Raw genomic sequence first — 18,803 nt, forward strand, 5'->3', positions numbered from 1 at the left:
TGACTACCTAAACCCGCGGTTCTGGCACGCCGCTTGCTGATCTTGCCTGCGAATATGCGCTCCTGCCTTTGGTTATGCCCAAGGGGAAACGGAACGGGTCGCAAAGCAGCAAGAAAGGCAGGCGCGCGAAGTGAGCAACAATCCACTATCCTCAACATCCCCTGCTGCCGGGATCCGCACAGCGTTTGAACGCGCCGCACAGGTGCATGATGCGTTTGGGACGCCGCTGACCCGCGCACCCGCTTCCCGCCAGATCGCAGCACCAACTCCATCGGTTGAGGCCGCAATAGCGAGCGCTGCGCAGCAAACCGATATCGATTTCGATTTTCTGGTGGCTCAGGCGCAGGTGGAATCGTCCATGAACCCGCGCGCGCAGGCCCGCACCTCAAGCGCGACAGGTCTGTACCAATTCATTGAAAGCACTTGGCTGAACACAATGCAGCGCCATGGCGAGCGCTTTGGCCTTGGCGAAGTGGCCTCGCAAATCGGGGTCACACAAAGCGGCTCTGCCTATGTCACCGACCCCGCAGCGCGCGAAGCGATCCTAGACCTTCGCAATGATCCGCAGATTGCCTCGCTGATGGCAGCTGGGCTGGCAGAAGATAACCGTGCGCATCTCGCCCCAATCCTGGGCCGCCAACCCGAACATAATGAGCTGTATCTTGCGCATTTCCTTGGCGCAGGCGGGGCAGGTCGGTTCTTATCCGCGATGCAGGATAATCCAGATCAGCGGGCCGATGCGCTTTTCCGCCGCCCGGCTGCGGCCAATCAGGCGGTGTTTTACGAACGCAATGGATCGCCGCGCAGCCTTGCAGGCGTGATGGAGTTCTTAAGCGGTAAGCTGGAGCGCGCGCGCGCCAATTCGCAAGTCTCAGGATTTGAAAATTACGCCGCCGCTTCGCTCGCCCCGCCGTCAATTGGCCTGCCAAGCGCTGCGACACGCGCGCCCTATCTGATCGCGGATGAGGCGGTTTTCGCACCGCAAAGCCCACCAGTTGTGACGGGTCGCAATCGCCCAACTATTGAAAGCAGCTCGCCGCTCAGCCTAGCGCCTGCAACCTCGCGCGAACCAATGTCGCGTATGCTTGAAAGCACATTTGGGGCAGGCAATCTGGGCGCAAGCGAGCGATCCACTCAGCAGATCCGCAGGGCCTATGATCAATTGCGGGCGCTTGGCCTGTGAGCAGCTTCCCGGCCTCTCAACCGTCCATAATAGAACGGCTGCGCGCTGCCCCTGCGGCCATGGCATTGCCGGTCGGCATCTTTGCGCTGTTTGTGCTGATGGTGCTGCCAATCCCGCCATGGCTGCTAGATGTATTCTTCGTCCTCAACATCGCTGTGGCAGTGGCGGTGCTGATGGTGGCGCTCAATGCGCGCACGCCGCTCGATTTCTCGTCCTTCCCCAGCGTGCTCTTGTTCGCGACCCTCTTGCGCCTCGCACTCAATGTCGCATCGACGCGTATCGTTCTGGTCAATGGTCACGAAGGCGGCGATGCAGCCGGAGAGATCATTGCAAGCTTTGGTCAATTTCTTGTCGGCGGCAATTTCGCTGTTGGCCTGTTCGTGTTCTGCATCCTGCTGATCATCAATATGATCGTCATCACCAAGGGCGCTGGCCGCGTCTCTGAAGTGTCCGCACGGTTCGTGCTCGATGCTCTTCCCGGCAAGCAGATGGCGATTGATGCCGACATCGCCGCTGGCCTGATCACCGCTGATGAAGCGCGCGAACGCCGCCGCGAAGTCACTGTGGAGGCCGATTTCTACGGCTCAATGGATGGTGCATCCAAATTCGTGAAAGGCGATGCGATTGCCGCTTTGCTGATCCTTGGCGTCAACATCATCGCCGGATTTGCGCTGGGTATGATCAGTCACGGCCTTTCTGCAGGCGAAGCGGGTGAGCTGTATATCACGCTAGCCGTGGGCGACGCGCTGGTCGCTCAGGTCCCTGCGCTGCTGCTTTCCATTGCCGCTGCCGCGATCGTCACGCGCGTCGCTGATAAGCGCGATCTTTCGGGGCAGATTGGTGGGCAGTTTTCCGATCCGCGCGGGTGGCTGCCGGTTGCCCTGATCCTGGCCGCGATCGGCATGGTGCCTGCGATGCCGCAAATGATCTTCTTTCCCGCTGCCGGGATCGCGGGCGCGATCTGGTGGAATTTGCGCAGCAAAGCCGATGTGCCGGAGGAAATCGAAGCCCCGACGCAAGAAAAGTCACCCGACACAATCGACATTGCCGATGTATCAGACCAAACACTCATCACACTTGAGCTGGGCTATGGTCTTGTGCACCTAGTTGATGAGGGCAAAGGCGCGCCGCTGCTCACCCGTATCACGGGTATCCGCAAACAGCTGAGCCGGGATTTGGGCTTTGTCCTGCCCCAGTTTCGCATTCGCGATTCCCTGGATGCGAGCGCCAATGAATATCGCGTATTGCTAGGCGGGCTGCCCATCGCTCAAGGCATTGCCAAACCTGCAAAATTGCTCGCGATCGACACGGGCGAAGTGCGCCCCGGCCATGGCCTACTCGGAGAGCCAACTCGCGATCCCAGCTTTGATTGCCCCGCGCTGTGGATAGAACCATCGGCAAAAGACCACGCCGTGTCTGAAGGGTTTCTAACGGTTGATCCTAGCACGGTTATCGCGACCCATGCCAATCAAGAGCTGCTTGCACAAAGCCACCAATTGCTGGGTCCAGAAGAAGTCCGCGCTCTGATCGATGATCTCAAAGACCGCGCGCCTGCCTTGATCGAGGCGGTCCATCCCGAGCCGCTTAGCTTGGCAGCGCTTACACGCATATTCCGCGCGCTGATTGCTGATGGAATTGGCATTGCGCATCCCCAACCTCTGCTCACCAGCCTCGCGCTTGCCTTGCAGACCACACAAGAATTTGACGCGGTGATTGATCAGGTCCGCTCAGATTTGGGCGCGCGATTGATCCAGCGCATCTCAAGGCCCGGGGAGCGGCTGAGAGTTGTGACTTTGGACGCAGCGCTTGAAGGCGCGATCCTTGGCGGAATGGTTGACCCGTCAACCGGACAGCCGCTGATCGAACCCGATTGTGGCAGCATGATCGCCGACCGGATCAACGCCATGATCGAAGAGCAAAAGGCTCCGCTCGCTCTAATTGTGCAGCCGCCTGCACGCCGCGCGCTCACAAACCTGCTGCGCCAGCGGGCCAAGCGCTGTCTGGTCCTATCTATCAACGAATTGCCCGCAACCCAGCCGGTTGATGTGGTGGGCGTGATCGGCTCCGAGCCTCAGGCGCTCCCCTCACCGGGACCAGACCACGTAGAAACACGTGGGGGTGCGCCCGCTCAGGCTGAAGACATGCCGATGCATATGCCAGCGTCATGAAGCACGATCCTGCCAGTTTTGCAGATGCCGCAACCTACAGCGCCTCTTCCCGCGAGGAGGTGGAGGACCGCGTGCGGCGCTTTCTGCCAATGGTCCACCGCGCGGCCTGGCACATCTATGGCTCTGGCCATGACGGATTGGAAGTTGAGGACTTGATCCAGGCCGGCATTGTCGCCCTGACCGAATGCGCACAGCGGCATTCTGGCCCCACCGAAGACGGCTTTGCCGCCTATGCCAAAATCAGGGCGCGCGGGGCGATGATCGACATGCTGCGCCGCCAGCTCAACGAAACTCGAACCGCGCGAAAGAAACGCGCGCGCTACAGCAAAGCGGTGGAGGAAGTGCGCCAGCGTACGGGGCAGGAACCAAGCCGCGCAGAAATCGCCGAAGCACTTGGCATTAGTGATACCGAGCTGGTCGAGATCGAAAGCTCCGGCATCAGCGTTTCTTCGATCAACGAAGAATATGATGACAGCAACACCGCTTTTGCCAGTGACGATCCTGACCCGTTCGAAGTGCTTTGCGGGCAGGAAGATCGCGACCGTTTGGTGGCCGCAATGACCGCCCTACCGGATAGGCTTAAACTGGTGCTGCAATTGTTCTTCGTTGAGGAATTGAACCTTACCGAAATTGCAGAAGTCCTCGAAGTGAGCGTCCCGCGCGTCCATCAGCTTCGCGCAAAGGCCCTTAAAGACCTGCGAAAAGCGATGGAGGCGGAGATGGCCACAGACGCGGCATAGTCCGTTAGAACCTAGTCCCAAACAGCCTAGTCCTCGTGCGCGGCTGCTGCGTGGGTTGCTTCCTCTGAACCGCCTGCTCCGGTGCCTTCCCACCAATAGGCGCGCCGCTCTCGTGTGCCGGTTGCGACCTCATTCATGGTCACAGCATCATAAAGCCGCCCGCCTTGCATCACCCGCTCAATCTTGTCGGAGTTGCGGATATCCTCGCTTGGGTCGGCGGAGAGGATCAACAGGTCAGCAAGCTTGCCTTCCTCTAGGCTGCCCACATCCGCCTGCATGCCGAGCGAGCGCGCGGGCGCTATCGTGCCTGCCCGCAGAGCCTCGGTTGCCGTCATGCCGCCACGGGCAAAGCTCCACAATTCCCAATGCGCATCAACGCCTGCTTGCTGGCCGTGCGCGCCGATGGAAACCTCGACCCCGCGCTGCGCGATTTTGTGAGCCTCACGCGCGGCATTATCGTCGACAAACGCCCATTCTGGAGCGGTTGTGCGGCGCCCGGTTTGCGCCAGGAGAAGGCGCGGCGGGGTGTGAACCATAAGCGGGTTCTCCCACACATTGGTCGCTTGCCGCCAGTATGGATCGCCCGCCAGACCGCCATAGGTGACGTTCAAAGTCGGAGTGTAGTTCGAGTTTGATTGACCGAAGAATTGCAACACATCTTCGTACATCACATCGCCGGGAATATTGTGCTCAATGGTGGAGTTGCCATCGGCGATCAGGTTCATATCCATCCCGAACAGCGAACCACCCTCGGCCACGACCATTATGCCCTCTTCTGCGGCTGCGCGTGCGACCATCTGGCGCTGTTCACGTCGGGGCTGGTTGTAGTTCTTGACTGAGATGCCACCCTGCGCCGCGATCCGGCGAACATGGGCGAGCGCGTCTTCGTATGAATCCACGCGGGCAAAGAAGCCCGGAGCCTTCGCGCCGTAAATGATCTCCCCGGTGGAGAAGATGCGTGGGGCGAGTAGCAGGCCAGCGCGTTGACGCTCAGCGGCGGCGAAAATTTGGCTCGCATCGTTGGACGGGTCATGGAAGGTCGTCACACCCATTGCAAGCGACTGGACCATGCGCCAGTTTTGCTGCGGGATGAAATCACCCACCCCTTGCGGCCCGTGCGCATGCGCATCGACAAGGCCGGGCATAATCACTTTACCACTGGCATCGACCATGGTTGCGTCTGCGGGCACATCGACTTCGCCCGCTGCACCGATGGCGGCGATCCGGTCCCCTTCAATCACGATCACACCGTTCGCAATCACGCCGGGATCAGTAGCCTCAAGCCCGTCCGCCATTGTCAGGATGCGCGCGCCAGTGATGACCGTGGTGCCGGTGGGCTTATCCGCCTCAACCGTGATCGCCATTGAGATGCCGCTTTCGGGCGGTTCGTAGCCGTCCTCGTCTTCATCGGGACCGTTCGCGAAGAAATCGGACACATCGGCGCGCATCAGCTCTGGCCCGATCGACCAGAACACCGTCTCGCCCCCGTTTGCCCAGCCAATATAGTCTGCGCCTCCGGTTGAGACCTGGGTGATTGGCAGAGCGCTACCATTTTCGCTCACGCTAACCGCTTGCCCGCCCGGGATCAGCGGCATGGCGAAGACCTCATAGTTCTGCCGGAAAGCCACCGTGCGTCCATCGGGGGCAACGCGGAAATCGCTCGCGAGATCGCCTTTGACAATGGTGCGACGCGCTTCGCCATTGAGATCACTGGAGACAAGCGCGAGACCACCGTCTTCGCTCGCCGTCATAAAGATGCGGTCGATTTCAGAACCAAATTGAGGGTTAGAACCAGAGCGGTTCACGCGCATCGGATCGCCGCCAGAGATTGGCACCATATAGATGCCCGTATCCTCGGAATATTCCGCAGAGGTCATATAGCCCCCGGCCCGCTTTTCATACGCGATATGCTGACCATCGGGCGACCAAACGAGGTCGGCGAAATGGCCCGGTTCACTGGTGATGACGCGCGGGTTCTGGCCATTAGCGTCGGCTACAATGATCCGGCCCAGCGTCTCATCGGTCCACTCAACGTAAGCGATCTGAGAGCCATCGCGGCTATACGCGGGGAAGGCCTCAACCACATCGGCAGCACCGGTCAAAGGACGCGGTGCATCGCGACCCCGAGCGGATTTTGTGTAGAGACGGCCAAGGCTTTCAAACACAACTTGCGTGCCATCGGGCGAAAGCTGGCCAAAGCGCGACATGCTGGTGGTGAAACGATCCGGCGAAACCTCAATCACCGGATGCGGTGCATCGGCAATGCCGCGCGTATCGTCGATCTGGAACAGGATCACCGAATGGTTCGATCCATCGCGATCAATGCGGTTGAGTTTGCCGCCCGCCCAGAACACAATCGAGGCGCTATCCGGCGTCCAATCCATATTCGGATAGACGCCGTACACCGCCCAGGTCTCTTGCAGATCAAGGTCGAGCGCGTCGTAAATCATCCGCTCGCGCCCGCTCGCAAATTCCTTCACCCACAATTGGCTGCGATCTTCAAAGCGGCGCACAAAGGCAAGCTCGCGACCATCTGGCGAAGGTGTCGGGCGAACCGCACCGCCATAGCCATCGACTGCCGTGGTCACTTCGCCCGTTTCCAGATCGCGGCGCTCGATTGCAAAGATGCCTGACTGGCTATCCTGCGCGTAGATAAAGGTGTTTCCCGGCGTCGTGTTACGCGTGTAGTAAATCGCGTCGCCCTCAGGGGTGAAGACAGGTTCGCCCAGCTCCTTTTGCTGCTGCGGATTGGGCCGCTCAACAATCGCAACGCCGCCTCCGCCAGAGACGTGATACATCCAGATCTCACCCGTCCCGGCGCTGCGCGATGTGGTGAAGTGCTTCTTCGCAATGATAAAGCGACCATCAGGCGACCAGCTCGGCTGATTGAGAAGGCGGAAGCTCTCCTCAGTCACCTGCTGCTTGTCAGAGCCATCGACATTCATCACCCAGATATTGTCACCGCCCCCGCGATCCGAGGTGTAGGCAATGCGCGAGCCATCAGGAGAGAAACGCGGCTGAACTTCCCAGCTTAGCCCTTCAGCAATGCGCCTTGGTTCCCCACCGCCGATCGGCATCGTGTAGATATCGCCCAGCACATTAAAGGCGAGCGTCGTGCCATCGGGCGAGACATCGACATCCATCCAAGTGCCTTCGTCGGTCTCAATCGGCACCTGTTCGATAGCGGCCCCACGCGGCGCTTCGACATCCCAACCCTCTTCGTCATCGGCATAAGCGATGGTGGGTGCGGCAAGCATAGAACCTGCGAGCAGAATGGATGTGAAACGGCGCATTCGAAGTCTCCCTGTGTTGGAACGGGAGACTAGCGGGGTGAAATATTATTGCTAGGGGTTCAGCGCGCGTCTTCTCGCTTTCGCTTAACCCAACGGACGAAAATGAAAGCAATTGCGCCGATCACCGCCACGACTACGAACGCAGCAAGCGCATAGTGAAACGCTGCCGCTGCGAACTCTACGCAATAGTTTTCGCCTTTGAGGTCGATTTCATAGACTCGATCAGCGCGGCAAACTGCATACTTCGGATCGCTCATGATGTGGCTCGACATTAAGTGATACGCCAGCATCGCGCCTATCCATGCGAAGCATAGCGCAATTGACCGCCTGCGTTTGGCGCGAGCAGAAGATTTCGAACCGGGAAAACTCACCCCATCGCTCCCTTCTTCGGTCCCAAATAGCCAAACAAATACGCCGCCACTTTGCGCATCTGGATCTCTTCCGCGCCTTCGGTGATGCGGTAGCGGCGGTGGTGGCGGTAGATGTGTTCGAAGGGTTTATGCCGCGAATAGCCGATGCCGCCATGAACCTGCATCGCACGGTCGGCGGCCTCGCACACCAGCCGGTTCGCCCAGTAATTGCACATGGAGACCTTGTCGCTGATCGTGCGCTCAATCTCCTCATGCGGCATATTGTCCATCTCCCACGCGGTCTTGAAGATAAGCAAGCGCAGCATCTCGGCCTGTGTCGCAAGCTCAACCAGCGGGAACTGGATGCCCTGGTTCTTGGAGAGCGCCTCGCCAAAGGGTTTGCGTTGCCGCGCATATTTGACGCTCTCATCAATGCAGAACATCGCGGCGCCGCAGGAACTCGCCGCCTGACGGATGCGGTTCTGGTGGACGAAGCTTTGCGCCAGAGCGAGCCCGCGACCTTCAACACCTAGGATTGCGCAATCAGGCACCCAAACGTCTTTGACTGAAAGCCGTGGATGATCCGTGGGCATGTTAAAGGTCCACATCCACTCCTCGATCTCCAGTCCTTGTGTGGGATTGGGGACGAGGAAGCAGGTGATCCCGGACGCCTTCCCATCATCGCCAGCGGTGCGCGCAAACATCGCGCAATGCGTGGCGACATGCATGCCGGTGATCCACATCTTCTCGCCATTGATCAGCCAGCCATGGACCCCGTCGCGGGTTTCGCGAACCGCGCGGGTTTCCATATGAGTGGCGTCAGAGCCGTGGTTCGCTTCGGTCAGGCCAAAGGCGACCCGGCGCTCTCGGTTGAAACCGCCGAGGATGAACTCTTCTTTCTGCTCCTCAGTGCCCCATTGATCGAACATGGCGACAAAGGGGAAGTTGCCGACAATGGAATGCTCGTTTTGGAGGTCATTGTGCAGGCCCAAACCTTGGCGCGCAAAATGCTCTCGGATGACCGCCATCCAGAGGTTTGAGCCGTCCTTGCCGCCATACTCCTTGGGTGCGGAAAAGCGCCAATGGCCTGCGGCGTCAGCGCGCCTTGTGGCTTCCTTGAGCAGCTCTTCCCACTCTGCGCGCGGCAACCCGCCCGCTTCGAAATCCGTGCGCGCATATTCGCGGCGGTGGTCGAAGAAGCGGATATTGTCGTCCTGCGCTTCGAGCGGCTTAATCTCAGCTTCGATAAAAGCGTCAAGTTCATCGAGATAAGCCTGAAGATCAGCGGGAATTGCGAAGTCCATTTAGTCTCTCCTAAACCACCAATAACCGTTCGCCCTGAGCCTGTCGAAGGGCAGCCGCGACATTGACTATGCTTTGGCGCGAAGTCTTGAGCGCGTCCTTCGACAAGCTCAGGACGAACGGAGGAGTGTATGACCTTATTGCAGCCAACGCTCACGCGCCACGGCTAGGGCGGGGTATTTGGGGGAATCAACTGCGACATGTTCCATCGCATCAAACTTCAGTTTCGCTAACAGGCCCTTGTCTGCAACAGACAGCTGGCCGGAAAGGAAGTCCTCAGAGAGGTCTTCCCCATCTATACCCGAGAACTCCATGTGCAGTTCGCGTCCGATTATTCCTAAGGCATTGCGGGCCACAGCCAACTGGAATCGATCATGCCCTTCCATGCGATGCTTAACAGAAGCGAGCCAGTCGGATATCGCCGCAGCAATCTCTTCTATGTTTGCTTCACCTTTGGTCACCAGACTACCACCAAATCTTTGTGGTGGCTTCCTCTTGCGCTCACGCCGGGGCGCATCCTCCTCCAACAGCATCAGCAGATCGAGCTCCTGCTCGCTGGTCCGCCGCGAGATCACCACGCGCTCCAGCATCCGATCTTCGCCTGAGCGCCAGATTTTCGCCATGCGCAGGCAGCCGAGCGCCCACCAGACGGTGCGGTGGATTAGCCAGTAGCGGAAGCGGTTGCGGTCAACTTCTACACCTGCTTCGGCTTCGTATGCGGCGAAGTAGTCTTCGAGACTTCCCAGACCTAGAGCGGGCCGGTCATATCGGTGGAAACGCCACACGGCCATGCAGCCGAAGGCCAAATCCTCATGCCGGTCACCAAAATGCGCCAGTTCCCAATCGAGCACGCCCGTTAGCCGCGAATTCTCAGCCAGAAGATTGCCCATGCGATAATCGCCGTGATTGAGCACTGGCTCGCACTCATCCGGACGATTGTCCTCCATCCATTTCAAGCCAAGCGCGATGATTGGACGGTCGCCGCCTGCTTCTTCGAATTGCGCTTTGAGGTCGGCGATAGCTTCGCGGTAGTTCATTACCGGAACGCTCGCGGGCACATCCTCGCGCGTAACTGAATGAATGCGCGCCAAGTCGCACGCGGCCTGTTTCAGCAGCCCGTCCGGCTCTTCCATTTCGAGGATCTGCTTGGGATTGGGCGTGCCGGGCAGCGCCTCCATCACAAAGCCTGAGCCGATGCCGTCGTCTGGCAACAGTTCTGCCACCACTCGCGGGGCGGTCACTCCTGCTGCACCCGCTGCACGGATTACTGCCGCTTCAACATCGTGCCCAAAAGGGCGGTCGTTCATGAAATCGAGCGAAGGGGCGCGGCGCAGGACGTGTAGCTCGCCACCCGCCTCAAACCGCCAGCTTTCCATGGTCGCGCCGCCGGTCAGACGCTCCAGATTTGAGGGTGGCGAGAGGCCCGCGCGCTCGCAGATACGCGCCAGCCCCTCTAACAGATCATTGACGCTCGCGTCCCCCATCGCCCCTCAAATCGACCGATCAGTCGAGCTTGCGGCGCATCCGACGCGCGCGGCTCTTAGGGCTGGGGTGAGTGGCCAGCCATGAAGGGCCAGAACTGCCGCCCGACATGGCATCAAGCTTATCAAGCGCGGTCACACACGCCTGAAGATCATAGCCATTGTCCTGCATGAATTCGAAGGCGTAATCATCTGCCTCGCGCTCATCGCCTTGCGAGTGCTGCGCGGTGATCACATCGCCAAATAGTTTGCCCAGCTCAGACGAAGCGAGTTGCTTGACCCGGTTGTCAGCATTGCCTGCAATGCTGAGCGCTGCATCCTGCTGCAAGGCGCCGCGCATACGTTTGACCGTGTGCTCTTCTTTCACGTGGCCAATCTCATGGCCGATGACGTAACGGATTTCATCATCGGTGAATTCATCCATCAGGCCTGCAAAGATACGGATGGTACCGTTCGCCATGGCAAAGGCGTTCACGTCGCTCACCAGATAAGCTTGGATGTCGAGGTTGAGACCGTCATAGGTGTCCAGCCCGCGAGAAAGCGCTGCCAACCGCTGACCATAGGGATCGTCCGCGCCAGCAACCGGGTTTTGACCATCCATCTCGGTCGACATCTGATCGAAGTAAGCGGCCAGTTCATCATCAGAGAAAGTGGCTGCGTCCACGACTTTACGCGCTGATCCCACAAGATCACCAAGCCCTTGCGCGCTAAGCGGCGCAGCGATGCTGACCCCGCCCAGAATGGTGGCCATGGCCATGATCTCACGGCGGGAAATTGAACCGGTTTCTTTACTCACAACGTCATCTCCATTTGAGTGTCGGCCCGCGGATCACCGCGAGCCGATACTTATGCGACTGCGTTGTCCTTCTTAACCGTAATTACCTGCGGATAGGTAAATTCCTTCATTCCATCAACGCCATACTCGGCGCCAAAGCCCGACTGCTTGTGCCCGCCAAAGGGCGCAAAGGGCGACAGATGCATAAATTCATTGATCCAGACCGTGCCGGTTTCAAGCTGTTCAGCAATCTCAACGCCTTTATCGGTGTCGTTGGTCCAAACAGCACCTGCAAGGCCATATTCGGAGTTGTTAGCCCGCTCGATCACTTCGTCCTCGGTTGAGAATTTCATCAAAGGCATGACCGGGCCAAATTGCTCTTCGGCAACGATCCGCGCGTCTTCGGGCGGATTATCAAGGATGGTGATCGGCACGTAATAGCCTGTGCCAGAGGGGTCTTTGTCCCCGCCGGTCAGGAATTTATAGCCATTGTCCTTGGCATCTTCGATCAGTTCAAGCACGCGATCATACTGCTTCTTGTTCTGGATCGGGCCGACGCCGGTGCCTTGCTCAGAGCCGTCGCCAACCTTCACGTTTTTGGCGTATTCGGCGATGGCTTCGGACAGCTCATCGTAGATGTCTTCGTGGATGTAGACGCGCTTAGCCGCGATGCAGACTTGGCCTGCATTTTGGAAGCTTGACCAGAACAGCTGCTCAGCGACCTTTTTGGGATCAGCGTCTGGCATGACGATGGAGGCATCATTGCCGCCCAGCTCCAGCGTGATGCGTTTGAGGTCCGCAGACGCGCCTTCCATGATCTTCTTACCCGTCGCGGTGGAGCCGGTGAAGGTGATCTTGTCGATGTCTGGATGGCTGGTGATCAGCGGGCCAAGGCTGTCTTCACCTGTGATGATGTTGACTGTACCTGCTGGCACTTTGTCAGCGATCAGCTCTGCAATGCGGAGCGTGGTCAGCGGGGTGAAGGGCGAAGGCTTCAGCACAATCGTGCAGCCTGCCATCAGCGCAGGAACGATCTTCTGGATCGCCATCATGATCGGGAAGTTCCACGGCACGATGCCGCCAACCACACCTACGGGGACGCGGCGTGTGCGGGACAAGCGCGTGTCGCTGTCTTCGCTGATCACATCTTCCAGTTTGAGGGTTGATTGCGCCGAAGCCAGACCTGCCGCCCCGTAAATCTCACCTTTGGCCTGCGCATGCGGCTTGCCCTGCTCACTCGTCAGCAGGCGGAACAGCTCTTCGGCATTTTCCTTGATCGCGCCCGCGATTGCATTGCAGACAGCTGCGCGTTCTTCGTGCGAGGTTTTCTTCCAGCTTTTGAAAGCGGCGCGCGCGGCGGCGACTGCTTGATCCAGCTCAGCGGCGCCAGCCGAAGGCACTTGGCCGATGACGTCTTCATTCGCGGGATTGACCACATCGAGCCATTCGCTGGTGGTGACCATCTCGCCATTGATCAGGTTTTTGTATTGCGTGACCATGATTGTCCTCTCTCGACCAAAATGTCTGTTGCTCTCTTGCGATAGCTCTATCAGTTGATGCGGATTCGTTGCAAAGGGAAACTGGAGCGAACGTTTCACAATTTTGAGAGGAAATCCCCGCCATGTCTGACACTCCTGCCGACGTCGTCATTTATGGAAGCCCGCTTTCCCCATTCGTGCGCAAGGCTGCTGGCGTTTGCATCGAGAAGGATGTGCCGTTCGAAATCGAGGCGGTTAATGTCTTCGACCCGCCTGAATGGTTTCGCGAAATCTCTCCGATGAAGCGTATCCCAGTGATGCGTGATCGCTCGATTGCTGCCGAGGGCGTGGGCGGCACCATTGCCGACAGTTCTGCCATTTGCGCTTACATCGAACGCAAGCACCCCTCACCAACGCTCTATTGCGACAACGCGTTTGCCCATGGCCGCGCACTGATGATTGAGGAATACTGCGACACCACCTTGGCCGCAGCAGGCGGGCTAGGCATCTTCCGCCCGATCTTCTTCAACCTGACTTCAGGCAAAGAGGCGGATCTGGACAAGGCGAAGGCAACGTGGGCGGGCGACATTCAGCCCATGCTCGCTTTCCTCAATGCAGAGCTAGACGGCGGCACATTCTGTTCAGGCGACAGCGTATCGATCGCCGATATCTCCATCGCCTGTATCCTCGATCAGATCGCGCTGGTCGCGAATATGCCTCTGGGCAACTTCCCCGCGCTCGCCGCGCATCACGCGATGATGCACGAACGCCCCTCCATCGCGGGTCCGTTTACCAAAGCTCAGCGAATAGTTGGCAAAGCCTTGCCCGAGCCGCTTGACCTGACATAAGGCGATCAGCGTTAATTCACCTGCGGGAGCAAAGCGCCAGACATGGCCAAGAAATGGTGCATCGGTATTATTGGGGGCTCCGGCCTCTATGACATTGAGGGGATCGAGGATGAGCAATGGCTCATGATCGACACCCCTTGGGGCGACCCCTCTGATGAGATCTTGTGCGGGCGCATCGGCGACGTGCAGGTACGGTTTTTGCCTCGTCACGGGCGCGGACATCCGATCAGCCCGACCGAGCTGAACTCGCGCGCCAATATTGACGCATTAAAGCGCGCAGGCTGCACCGATATTCTGGCGATTTCTGCTGTGGGTTCGCTACGCGAAGAGATTGAGCCGGGGCGCTTTACCGTCGTTGAGCAATTCATCGACAACACGCGCCATCGCGAGAGCACTTTCTATTCCAGCGGCTTTGTCACCCATGTTTCGATAGCCGACCCCGTTTGCCCGCGCTTGTCCGAAATGGCGGCCAAGGCGATCAGCGCCTGCAAAGGCAAAGTGGCCACCGGTGCGACGTACCTGGCGATGGAGGGCCCGCAATTCTCCACCCGCGCGGAAAGCCGCATGTATCAGGCATGGGGCGCCGACGTAATCGGCATGACCGCCATGCCAGAGGCCAAGCTCGCCCGCGAAGCCGAGCTGCCCTACGCGCTGATCGGCATGGCGACCGACTATGATTGCTGGCGAGACGGCGACGCGGTTGATGTCGCCCAAGTGGTCGCACAGATGAAGGAAAACGGCCAATTGGCGCGCGAAACCGTGCTCAAATTTATTGAAGCGCTGCCCAAGACCCGCAAAGCCAGCCCCATCGACACCGCCCTAGACGACGCGGTGATTACTGCGCCTGAGGAGCAGGAGCCGGGGGTAATGGCGAAGTTGGACGCTGTCGCTGGTCGGGTTTTGGGTTGAGTCAACCAATCGCCAAGCGACGATGGCCACGTACGCTAACATTTGCATTGTTCTGCTTTGTCATCGCGACAATTATGGCAGCCACGAGTTTCTGGATCAGGCTTGGCGAGACGAGAGAGTACATCTCTGCTAGCGAACCTCTTCCACCTCCTGGGTTCTCACGGACTTTTTGGTTTCGGACTTCGCGATATAATAAACGCTATGCGCTCGAGCTCACCACAAACATTATCCCCAATCCGGCTGTGAGGAAACAAGCGGTCTCCTCGCCAGATTGCGATATCGGCGTGCGATTCTTGCTTAGGGAAGACCTTGGAAAAAAGAAGGCCGTGCATTCCACAACGATCGAACGACAAGAGGTCAGCGTTTTTGGAGATCAGTCCACTGCGAAATTTCATACCGAGGTGCTGGACTTCGAACAGGGCGATTATGATGTTCAAGTGACCAACATAGGATGCGCTGACGGATTTGAGTTCTCGGGCGGAATTCTAAAAATGGAAAGCTATGCTCGGGGGTACGTCTCAAGGGCTGCGCTTCCCACCTACCTTGCGATTTTGTTCGGCGCACTCGCAATGATCGCTACAGTAATTGGCTCGATCTTGGTTTTGCGAAATCGAGCTGACTCTACCGCTCCTTCCAGCGTCCCTTAACCGGCTCAAACCGGTCCACGCGGATCGATTGCCAGACGCCTCCGGTTAGGTAGGGATCGTCGTTCACCGTTGCCCTTGCCGCCTCTTCGTCTTCGGCTTCGATCACCAGCAGTGAGCCGACAAATTCGCCTTTCGCGTTCAGCAGCGGCCCGGCGGTGAGGTAGTTCTCATCATGCTCGGCCATCCATTCGCGCTGCGCCTCTAAGTGCATTTCGCGAAGCTTGTCATTGTGCTCGCCATCGCGGCAGTAAAAGCAGAACAGGGGCACCAGAGAAACTCCTCGGCAGGGCGTGGGTAAGGGGGCGCAATCGATACCATAGAGCGGCGCATGATCAAGCATGGCTGAAACCCGATACGACTTCGCTTGATCGCGAGCCTTTCCGGGTCCAAGTGCGAATTCTGACACGCGACTCGCGCATTGGGAGATTTGTGAGAAGTGAACGCGCATAATCCGCCTTCGGCCCAGACAGCATTCCTCGACCGCAGCGCCCTGCGCCGCGCCTATCGCGCCGAAGAAAACGCGTGTGTGGCCGAGCGGCTTGAACAGGCAGCGCCTGCGCGAAAGTTGAGCGAAAGCGCGGCCAAACTCGCCACGCAAATTATCGAAGGCGCGCGCGCTCACAAAGCATCAGGCATCGACGCGTTCTTGCAGCAATATGGCCTCGATACAGAGGAAGGCATCGCGCTGATGTGTCTGGCAGAGGCGCTGCTCCGCGTGCCGGATGACGAAACCGCAGACCTGCTGATCCGAGACAAAATCGGTGAGATCGACTGGGGTGAGCATCTGGGCGAAAGCTCCTCCACCTTCGTCAATGCCGCGACATTTTCGCTGATGCTGACAGGCGAAGTTCTTGACCCGCCAGAGCAACATCAACGCGGCATGGGCGGGACGCTGAAGCGTACAATGAACCGCTTGGGCGAACCCGTAATCCGCAAGGCAACGCTGCAAGCGATGCGCATTTTGGGCGGGCAATTCGTTTTCGGACGCGACATCAACGAAGCCTTGAAACGCGCCAAACCAGAACGCGCCAAAGGCCTCACGCATAGCTTCGATATGTTGGGCGAAGCAGCGATGACCTTTGCCGATGCCGAGCGCTATCGCCAGTCTTACGATGCAGCGATTGAGCGGCTGGCCAAAGAGGCATCGGGAGGCGTTGGCCCATCGCCGGGCATCTCGGTGAAACTCTCCGCGCTGCATCCGAAATACACACACTTCCACGCCGACCAAGCGCGCGAGGATATTGTGCCGATTGTCCGCGCGCTGGCGGTGAAGGCGCGCGATGCGGACATCCACTTCACTATCGATGCGGAAGAGGCCGAACGGCTCGAAGTCAGTCTCGACATTATCGAGACTTTGGTGGCGGACGACGCGCTGTTCACCCGCGCAGATGGTTCGCAATGGCACGGCTTTGGCATGGCCCTGCAAGCCTATCAAAAGCGCGGTGTGCCCTTGTGCGACTGGGTGGCGAAACTTGCACGGCGATATGGGCGCAAACTGTTCGTACGCCTCGTCAAAGGCGCCTATTGGGACAGTGAGGTGAAGCTTTCCCAGGTCGGCGGATATGACGACTACCCCGTCTTCACCCGCAAGATCGCGACCGACGTTTCCTACCTCGCATGCGCCGCGCGTCTGTTCGAACATGACGACGTGATCCGCCCCGCCTTCGCGACCCACAACGCCTACACAGTCGCGGTGGTAAAGGAGCTTTCGGCCGGTCGCTCTTTTGAGTTTCAACGCCTTCACGGCATGGGCGAAGAGGTGTTTGAGGCCTTGCGCGCAATCGAGGGCAACAACCCCACGCCCGTGCGCATTTACGCGCCTGTTGGCGGGCATAAGGAACTGCTTGCCTATCTGGTGCGCCGCCTGCTGGAGAACGGAGCCAATACCAGCTTCGTCAACCGTATGGGCGACGCTGAGATAGCGGCTGAAGAGCTGGTGGGTGATCCCGTGGCAGAACTCGCGGCCAAAGACCCATACCGCAATCCCAAAATCCCGCTGCCTGCAGACATTCTTGGCGAGCGCCTCAACAGCGCCGGCGTCGACCTGTCGGACGCGACCGTGGTCGAGCCGCTAATGGAGCGCTTGGCCGAGCTTGAACAATTGCATTGGCGCGCCGAGCCGACTTTCCCGGCTGAGGAAGCCGGTGAACTCGCCCCTGTGACAATGCCGCATGACCTTTCCAGCGAAGTCGGAACACGGCGTGACACCACGCAGGAAGAGGTCGACGCCGCGTTTGAACGCGCCGCCGCGATCCAGCCGGGCTGGGATGCATTGGGCGGAGAGAAACGCGCCGCTTTGCTGGAAGAAGCCGCCGACCTTTTCGAAGCGCACACCGATGAGTTTTTGTCGCTGTGCCAACGTGAGGCGGGCAAGACTTTGCTCGATGGCGTGGCGGAACTGCGCGAAGCGGTCGACTTCCTGCGTTACTATGCAAGCGAGGCCCGGCGGCAATTTGCGGGGCCAGTGTACCTCCCCGGACCAACAGGTGAAGAGAACACACTTACCATGCATGGGCGCGGCGTGTTTGCCACGATTAGCCCGTGGAATTTCCCGCTCGCGATCTTCACTGGCATGGCATCCGCCGCATTGGCCGCTGGCAATGCCGTGATCGCCAAACCTGCTGAACAAACCCCGCTGATCGCCGCGCTGGCGGTAAAGCTGTGCCACGAAGCGGGCATCCCAGAAGAGGCGCTGCAATTGCTGCCCGGCGCGGGCGATGTTGGTCAGATGATTACCAGCGACCCGCGATTGGCTGGTGTTGCCTTTACCGGCTCAACCGAGACAGCCCAAGCGATCAACCGCACTCTTGCAGGGCGCGATGGTCCGATTGCGACCCTGATCGCAGAGACGGGCGGCCAGAACGCGATGATCGTCGACAGCTCAGCTCTGCCCGAACAGGTGGTGCGCGACGTGCTGGCGAGCGCCTTCCAGAGCGCAGGCCAACGCTGCTCAGCGCTCCGAGTGCTCTACCTTCAAGACGATGTAGCGGATGAAATGCTCGCCATGATCCGAGGCGGGTTTGAGGCATTGGAGATCGGCGATCCGGCTCTGCTCTCAACCGATGTCGGCCCGGTGATTGATCCCGATGCGCAGGCCGCTTTGGAGCGCCATGTCGCCCGGCGCGAGGCTTCGGGCCACACCGTGTGGCGGCGCGAGCTGCCCGAGGGTGCAGATAAGGGATGCTTCGTTGCTCCCACCATCATCGAAATCCCCTCTATCCTTGAACTGAAGCGTGAGAATTTCGGCCCCGTCCTCCATGTCGCACGGTTTAAGGCGGAGGAGCTTGCCAAGGTCGTCGACGATATCAACGCCACCGGATATGGCCTGACATTGGGCCTCCACAGCCGGATCGCGGCCACCCAGCGTTTCATTCAGTCGCGTGCTCGAGTCGGCAATTTCTATGTGAACCGCAACCAGATCGGCGCGATCGTTGAGAGCCAACCCTTTGGCGGGGAAGGCCTATCGGGCACGGGTCCCAAAGCAGGCGGCCCGAACTATCTTGCCCGGTTTGCGACCGAGCGCGTGACCTGCATCGATACAACCGCTGCGGGCGGCAATGCGAGCTTGCTCGCGAGCCTGTGATCCAACCGCTTTAGAGGGTTGCAAGTGCGCCATGCGACGATAAAAA

General features: G+C 59.1%; 13 protein-coding genes. 6 read left to right on the forward strand and 7 right to left on the reverse strand.

Annotated features, from left to right (window positions below):
• Positions 1-130: 130 nt before the first annotated feature.
• Genes AC0V6N_RS12180 through AC0V6N_RS12190 form a run of 3 tightly spaced genes read left to right on the forward strand, consistent with a single transcriptional unit; the run spans position 131 to position 4,091 of the window.
• Entirely contained in the window at positions 131-1,183 is a 1,053-nt protein-coding gene (locus tag AC0V6N_RS12180) for a transglycosylase SLT domain-containing protein (RefSeq protein ID WP_486171814.1), read from the forward strand.
• Positions 1,184-1,242: 59 nt separating this feature from the next.
• Positions 1,243-3,351, forward strand: a complete 2,109-nt coding sequence (locus AC0V6N_RS12185; protein WP_486172485.1) for a flagellar biosynthesis protein FlhA — start codon at positions 1,243-1,245, stop codon at positions 3,349-3,351.
• A complete protein-coding gene (locus AC0V6N_RS12190) occupies positions 3,348-4,091 on the forward strand; it encodes a sigma-70 family RNA polymerase sigma factor (RefSeq protein WP_486171815.1) in 744 nt (247 codons plus the stop codon). Before AC0V6N_RS12185 ends, AC0V6N_RS12190 begins: the two co-directional genes overlap by 4 nt.
• 26 nt (positions 4,092-4,117) lie before the next feature.
• Here the strand turns inward: AC0V6N_RS12190 and AC0V6N_RS12195 are convergent, their stop codons facing one another.
• The 6 genes from AC0V6N_RS12195 to AC0V6N_RS12220 form a co-directional block, all read right to left on the reverse strand.
• Positions 4,118-7,384 carry an amidohydrolase family protein gene (locus tag AC0V6N_RS12195; protein WP_486171816.1) on the reverse strand — a complete coding sequence of 1,089 codons (3,267 nt, stop codon included), beginning with the start codon at positions 7,382-7,384 and terminating at the stop codon, positions 4,118-4,120.
• A gap of 59 nt (positions 7,385-7,443) precedes the next feature.
• The gene (locus tag AC0V6N_RS12200) at positions 7,444-7,641 is read right to left on the reverse strand and encodes a hypothetical protein (protein ID WP_486171817.1); all 198 of its coding nucleotides are present in this window, start codon (positions 7,639-7,641) and stop codon (positions 7,444-7,446) included.
• Positions 7,642-7,751: 110 nt separating this feature from the next.
• The gene (locus AC0V6N_RS12205) at positions 7,752-9,038 is read right to left on the reverse strand and encodes an acyl-CoA dehydrogenase family protein (RefSeq protein ID WP_486171818.1); all 1,287 of its coding nucleotides are present in this window, start codon (positions 9,036-9,038) and stop codon (positions 7,752-7,754) included.
• Between the two features lie 135 nt (positions 9,039-9,173).
• On the reverse strand, positions 9,174-10,520 hold the full coding sequence (locus AC0V6N_RS12210) for a phosphotransferase (protein WP_486171819.1): 1,347 nt from the start codon (positions 10,518-10,520) through the stop codon (positions 9,174-9,176).
• A 19-nt stretch (positions 10,521-10,539) separates the two neighbouring features.
• Entirely contained in the window at positions 10,540-11,313 is a 774-nt protein-coding gene (locus AC0V6N_RS12215) for a M48 family metallopeptidase (RefSeq protein WP_486171820.1), read from the reverse strand.
• Positions 11,314-11,363: 50 nt separating this feature from the next.
• Complete coding sequence (locus AC0V6N_RS12220; RefSeq protein ID WP_486171821.1) at positions 11,364-12,791, reverse strand: aldehyde dehydrogenase family protein; 1,428 nt, start codon at positions 12,789-12,791, stop codon at positions 11,364-11,366.
• Positions 12,792-12,913: 122 nt separating this feature from the next.
• Here AC0V6N_RS12220 and AC0V6N_RS12225 point away from each other — a divergent pair, with 122 nt between their 5' ends.
• Together AC0V6N_RS12225 and mtnP are read left to right on the forward strand one after the other, a co-directional pair.
• Positions 12,914-13,618 (forward strand): glutathione S-transferase family protein, encoded by a 705-nt coding sequence (locus AC0V6N_RS12225; RefSeq protein ID WP_486171822.1) that lies wholly within the window; start codon positions 12,914-12,916, stop codon positions 13,616-13,618.
• Between the two features lie 42 nt (positions 13,619-13,660).
• A complete protein-coding gene (mtnP, locus tag AC0V6N_RS12230; protein ID WP_486171823.1) occupies positions 13,661-14,527 on the forward strand; it encodes an S-methyl-5'-thioadenosine phosphorylase in 867 nt (288 codons plus the stop codon).
• A 621-nt stretch (positions 14,528-15,148) separates the two neighbouring features.
• Here mtnP and AC0V6N_RS12235 read toward each other — a convergent pair.
• The gene (locus tag AC0V6N_RS12235; protein ID WP_486171824.1) at positions 15,149-15,442 is read right to left on the reverse strand and encodes a YciI family protein; all 294 of its coding nucleotides are present in this window, start codon (positions 15,440-15,442) and stop codon (positions 15,149-15,151) included.
• Between the two features lie 168 nt (positions 15,443-15,610).
• Between AC0V6N_RS12235 and putA the strand changes: the two genes are divergently transcribed.
• Positions 15,611-18,757: a bifunctional proline dehydrogenase/L-glutamate gamma-semialdehyde dehydrogenase PutA gene (putA, locus tag AC0V6N_RS12240; protein WP_486171825.1), complete on the forward strand. Its 3,147-nt coding sequence runs from the start codon at positions 15,611-15,613 to the stop codon at positions 18,755-18,757.
• The last annotated feature ends 46 nt before the right edge of the window (positions 18,758-18,803 follow it).

It is taken from the genome of Erythrobacter sp. S57(2025) (assembly GCF_057365055.1).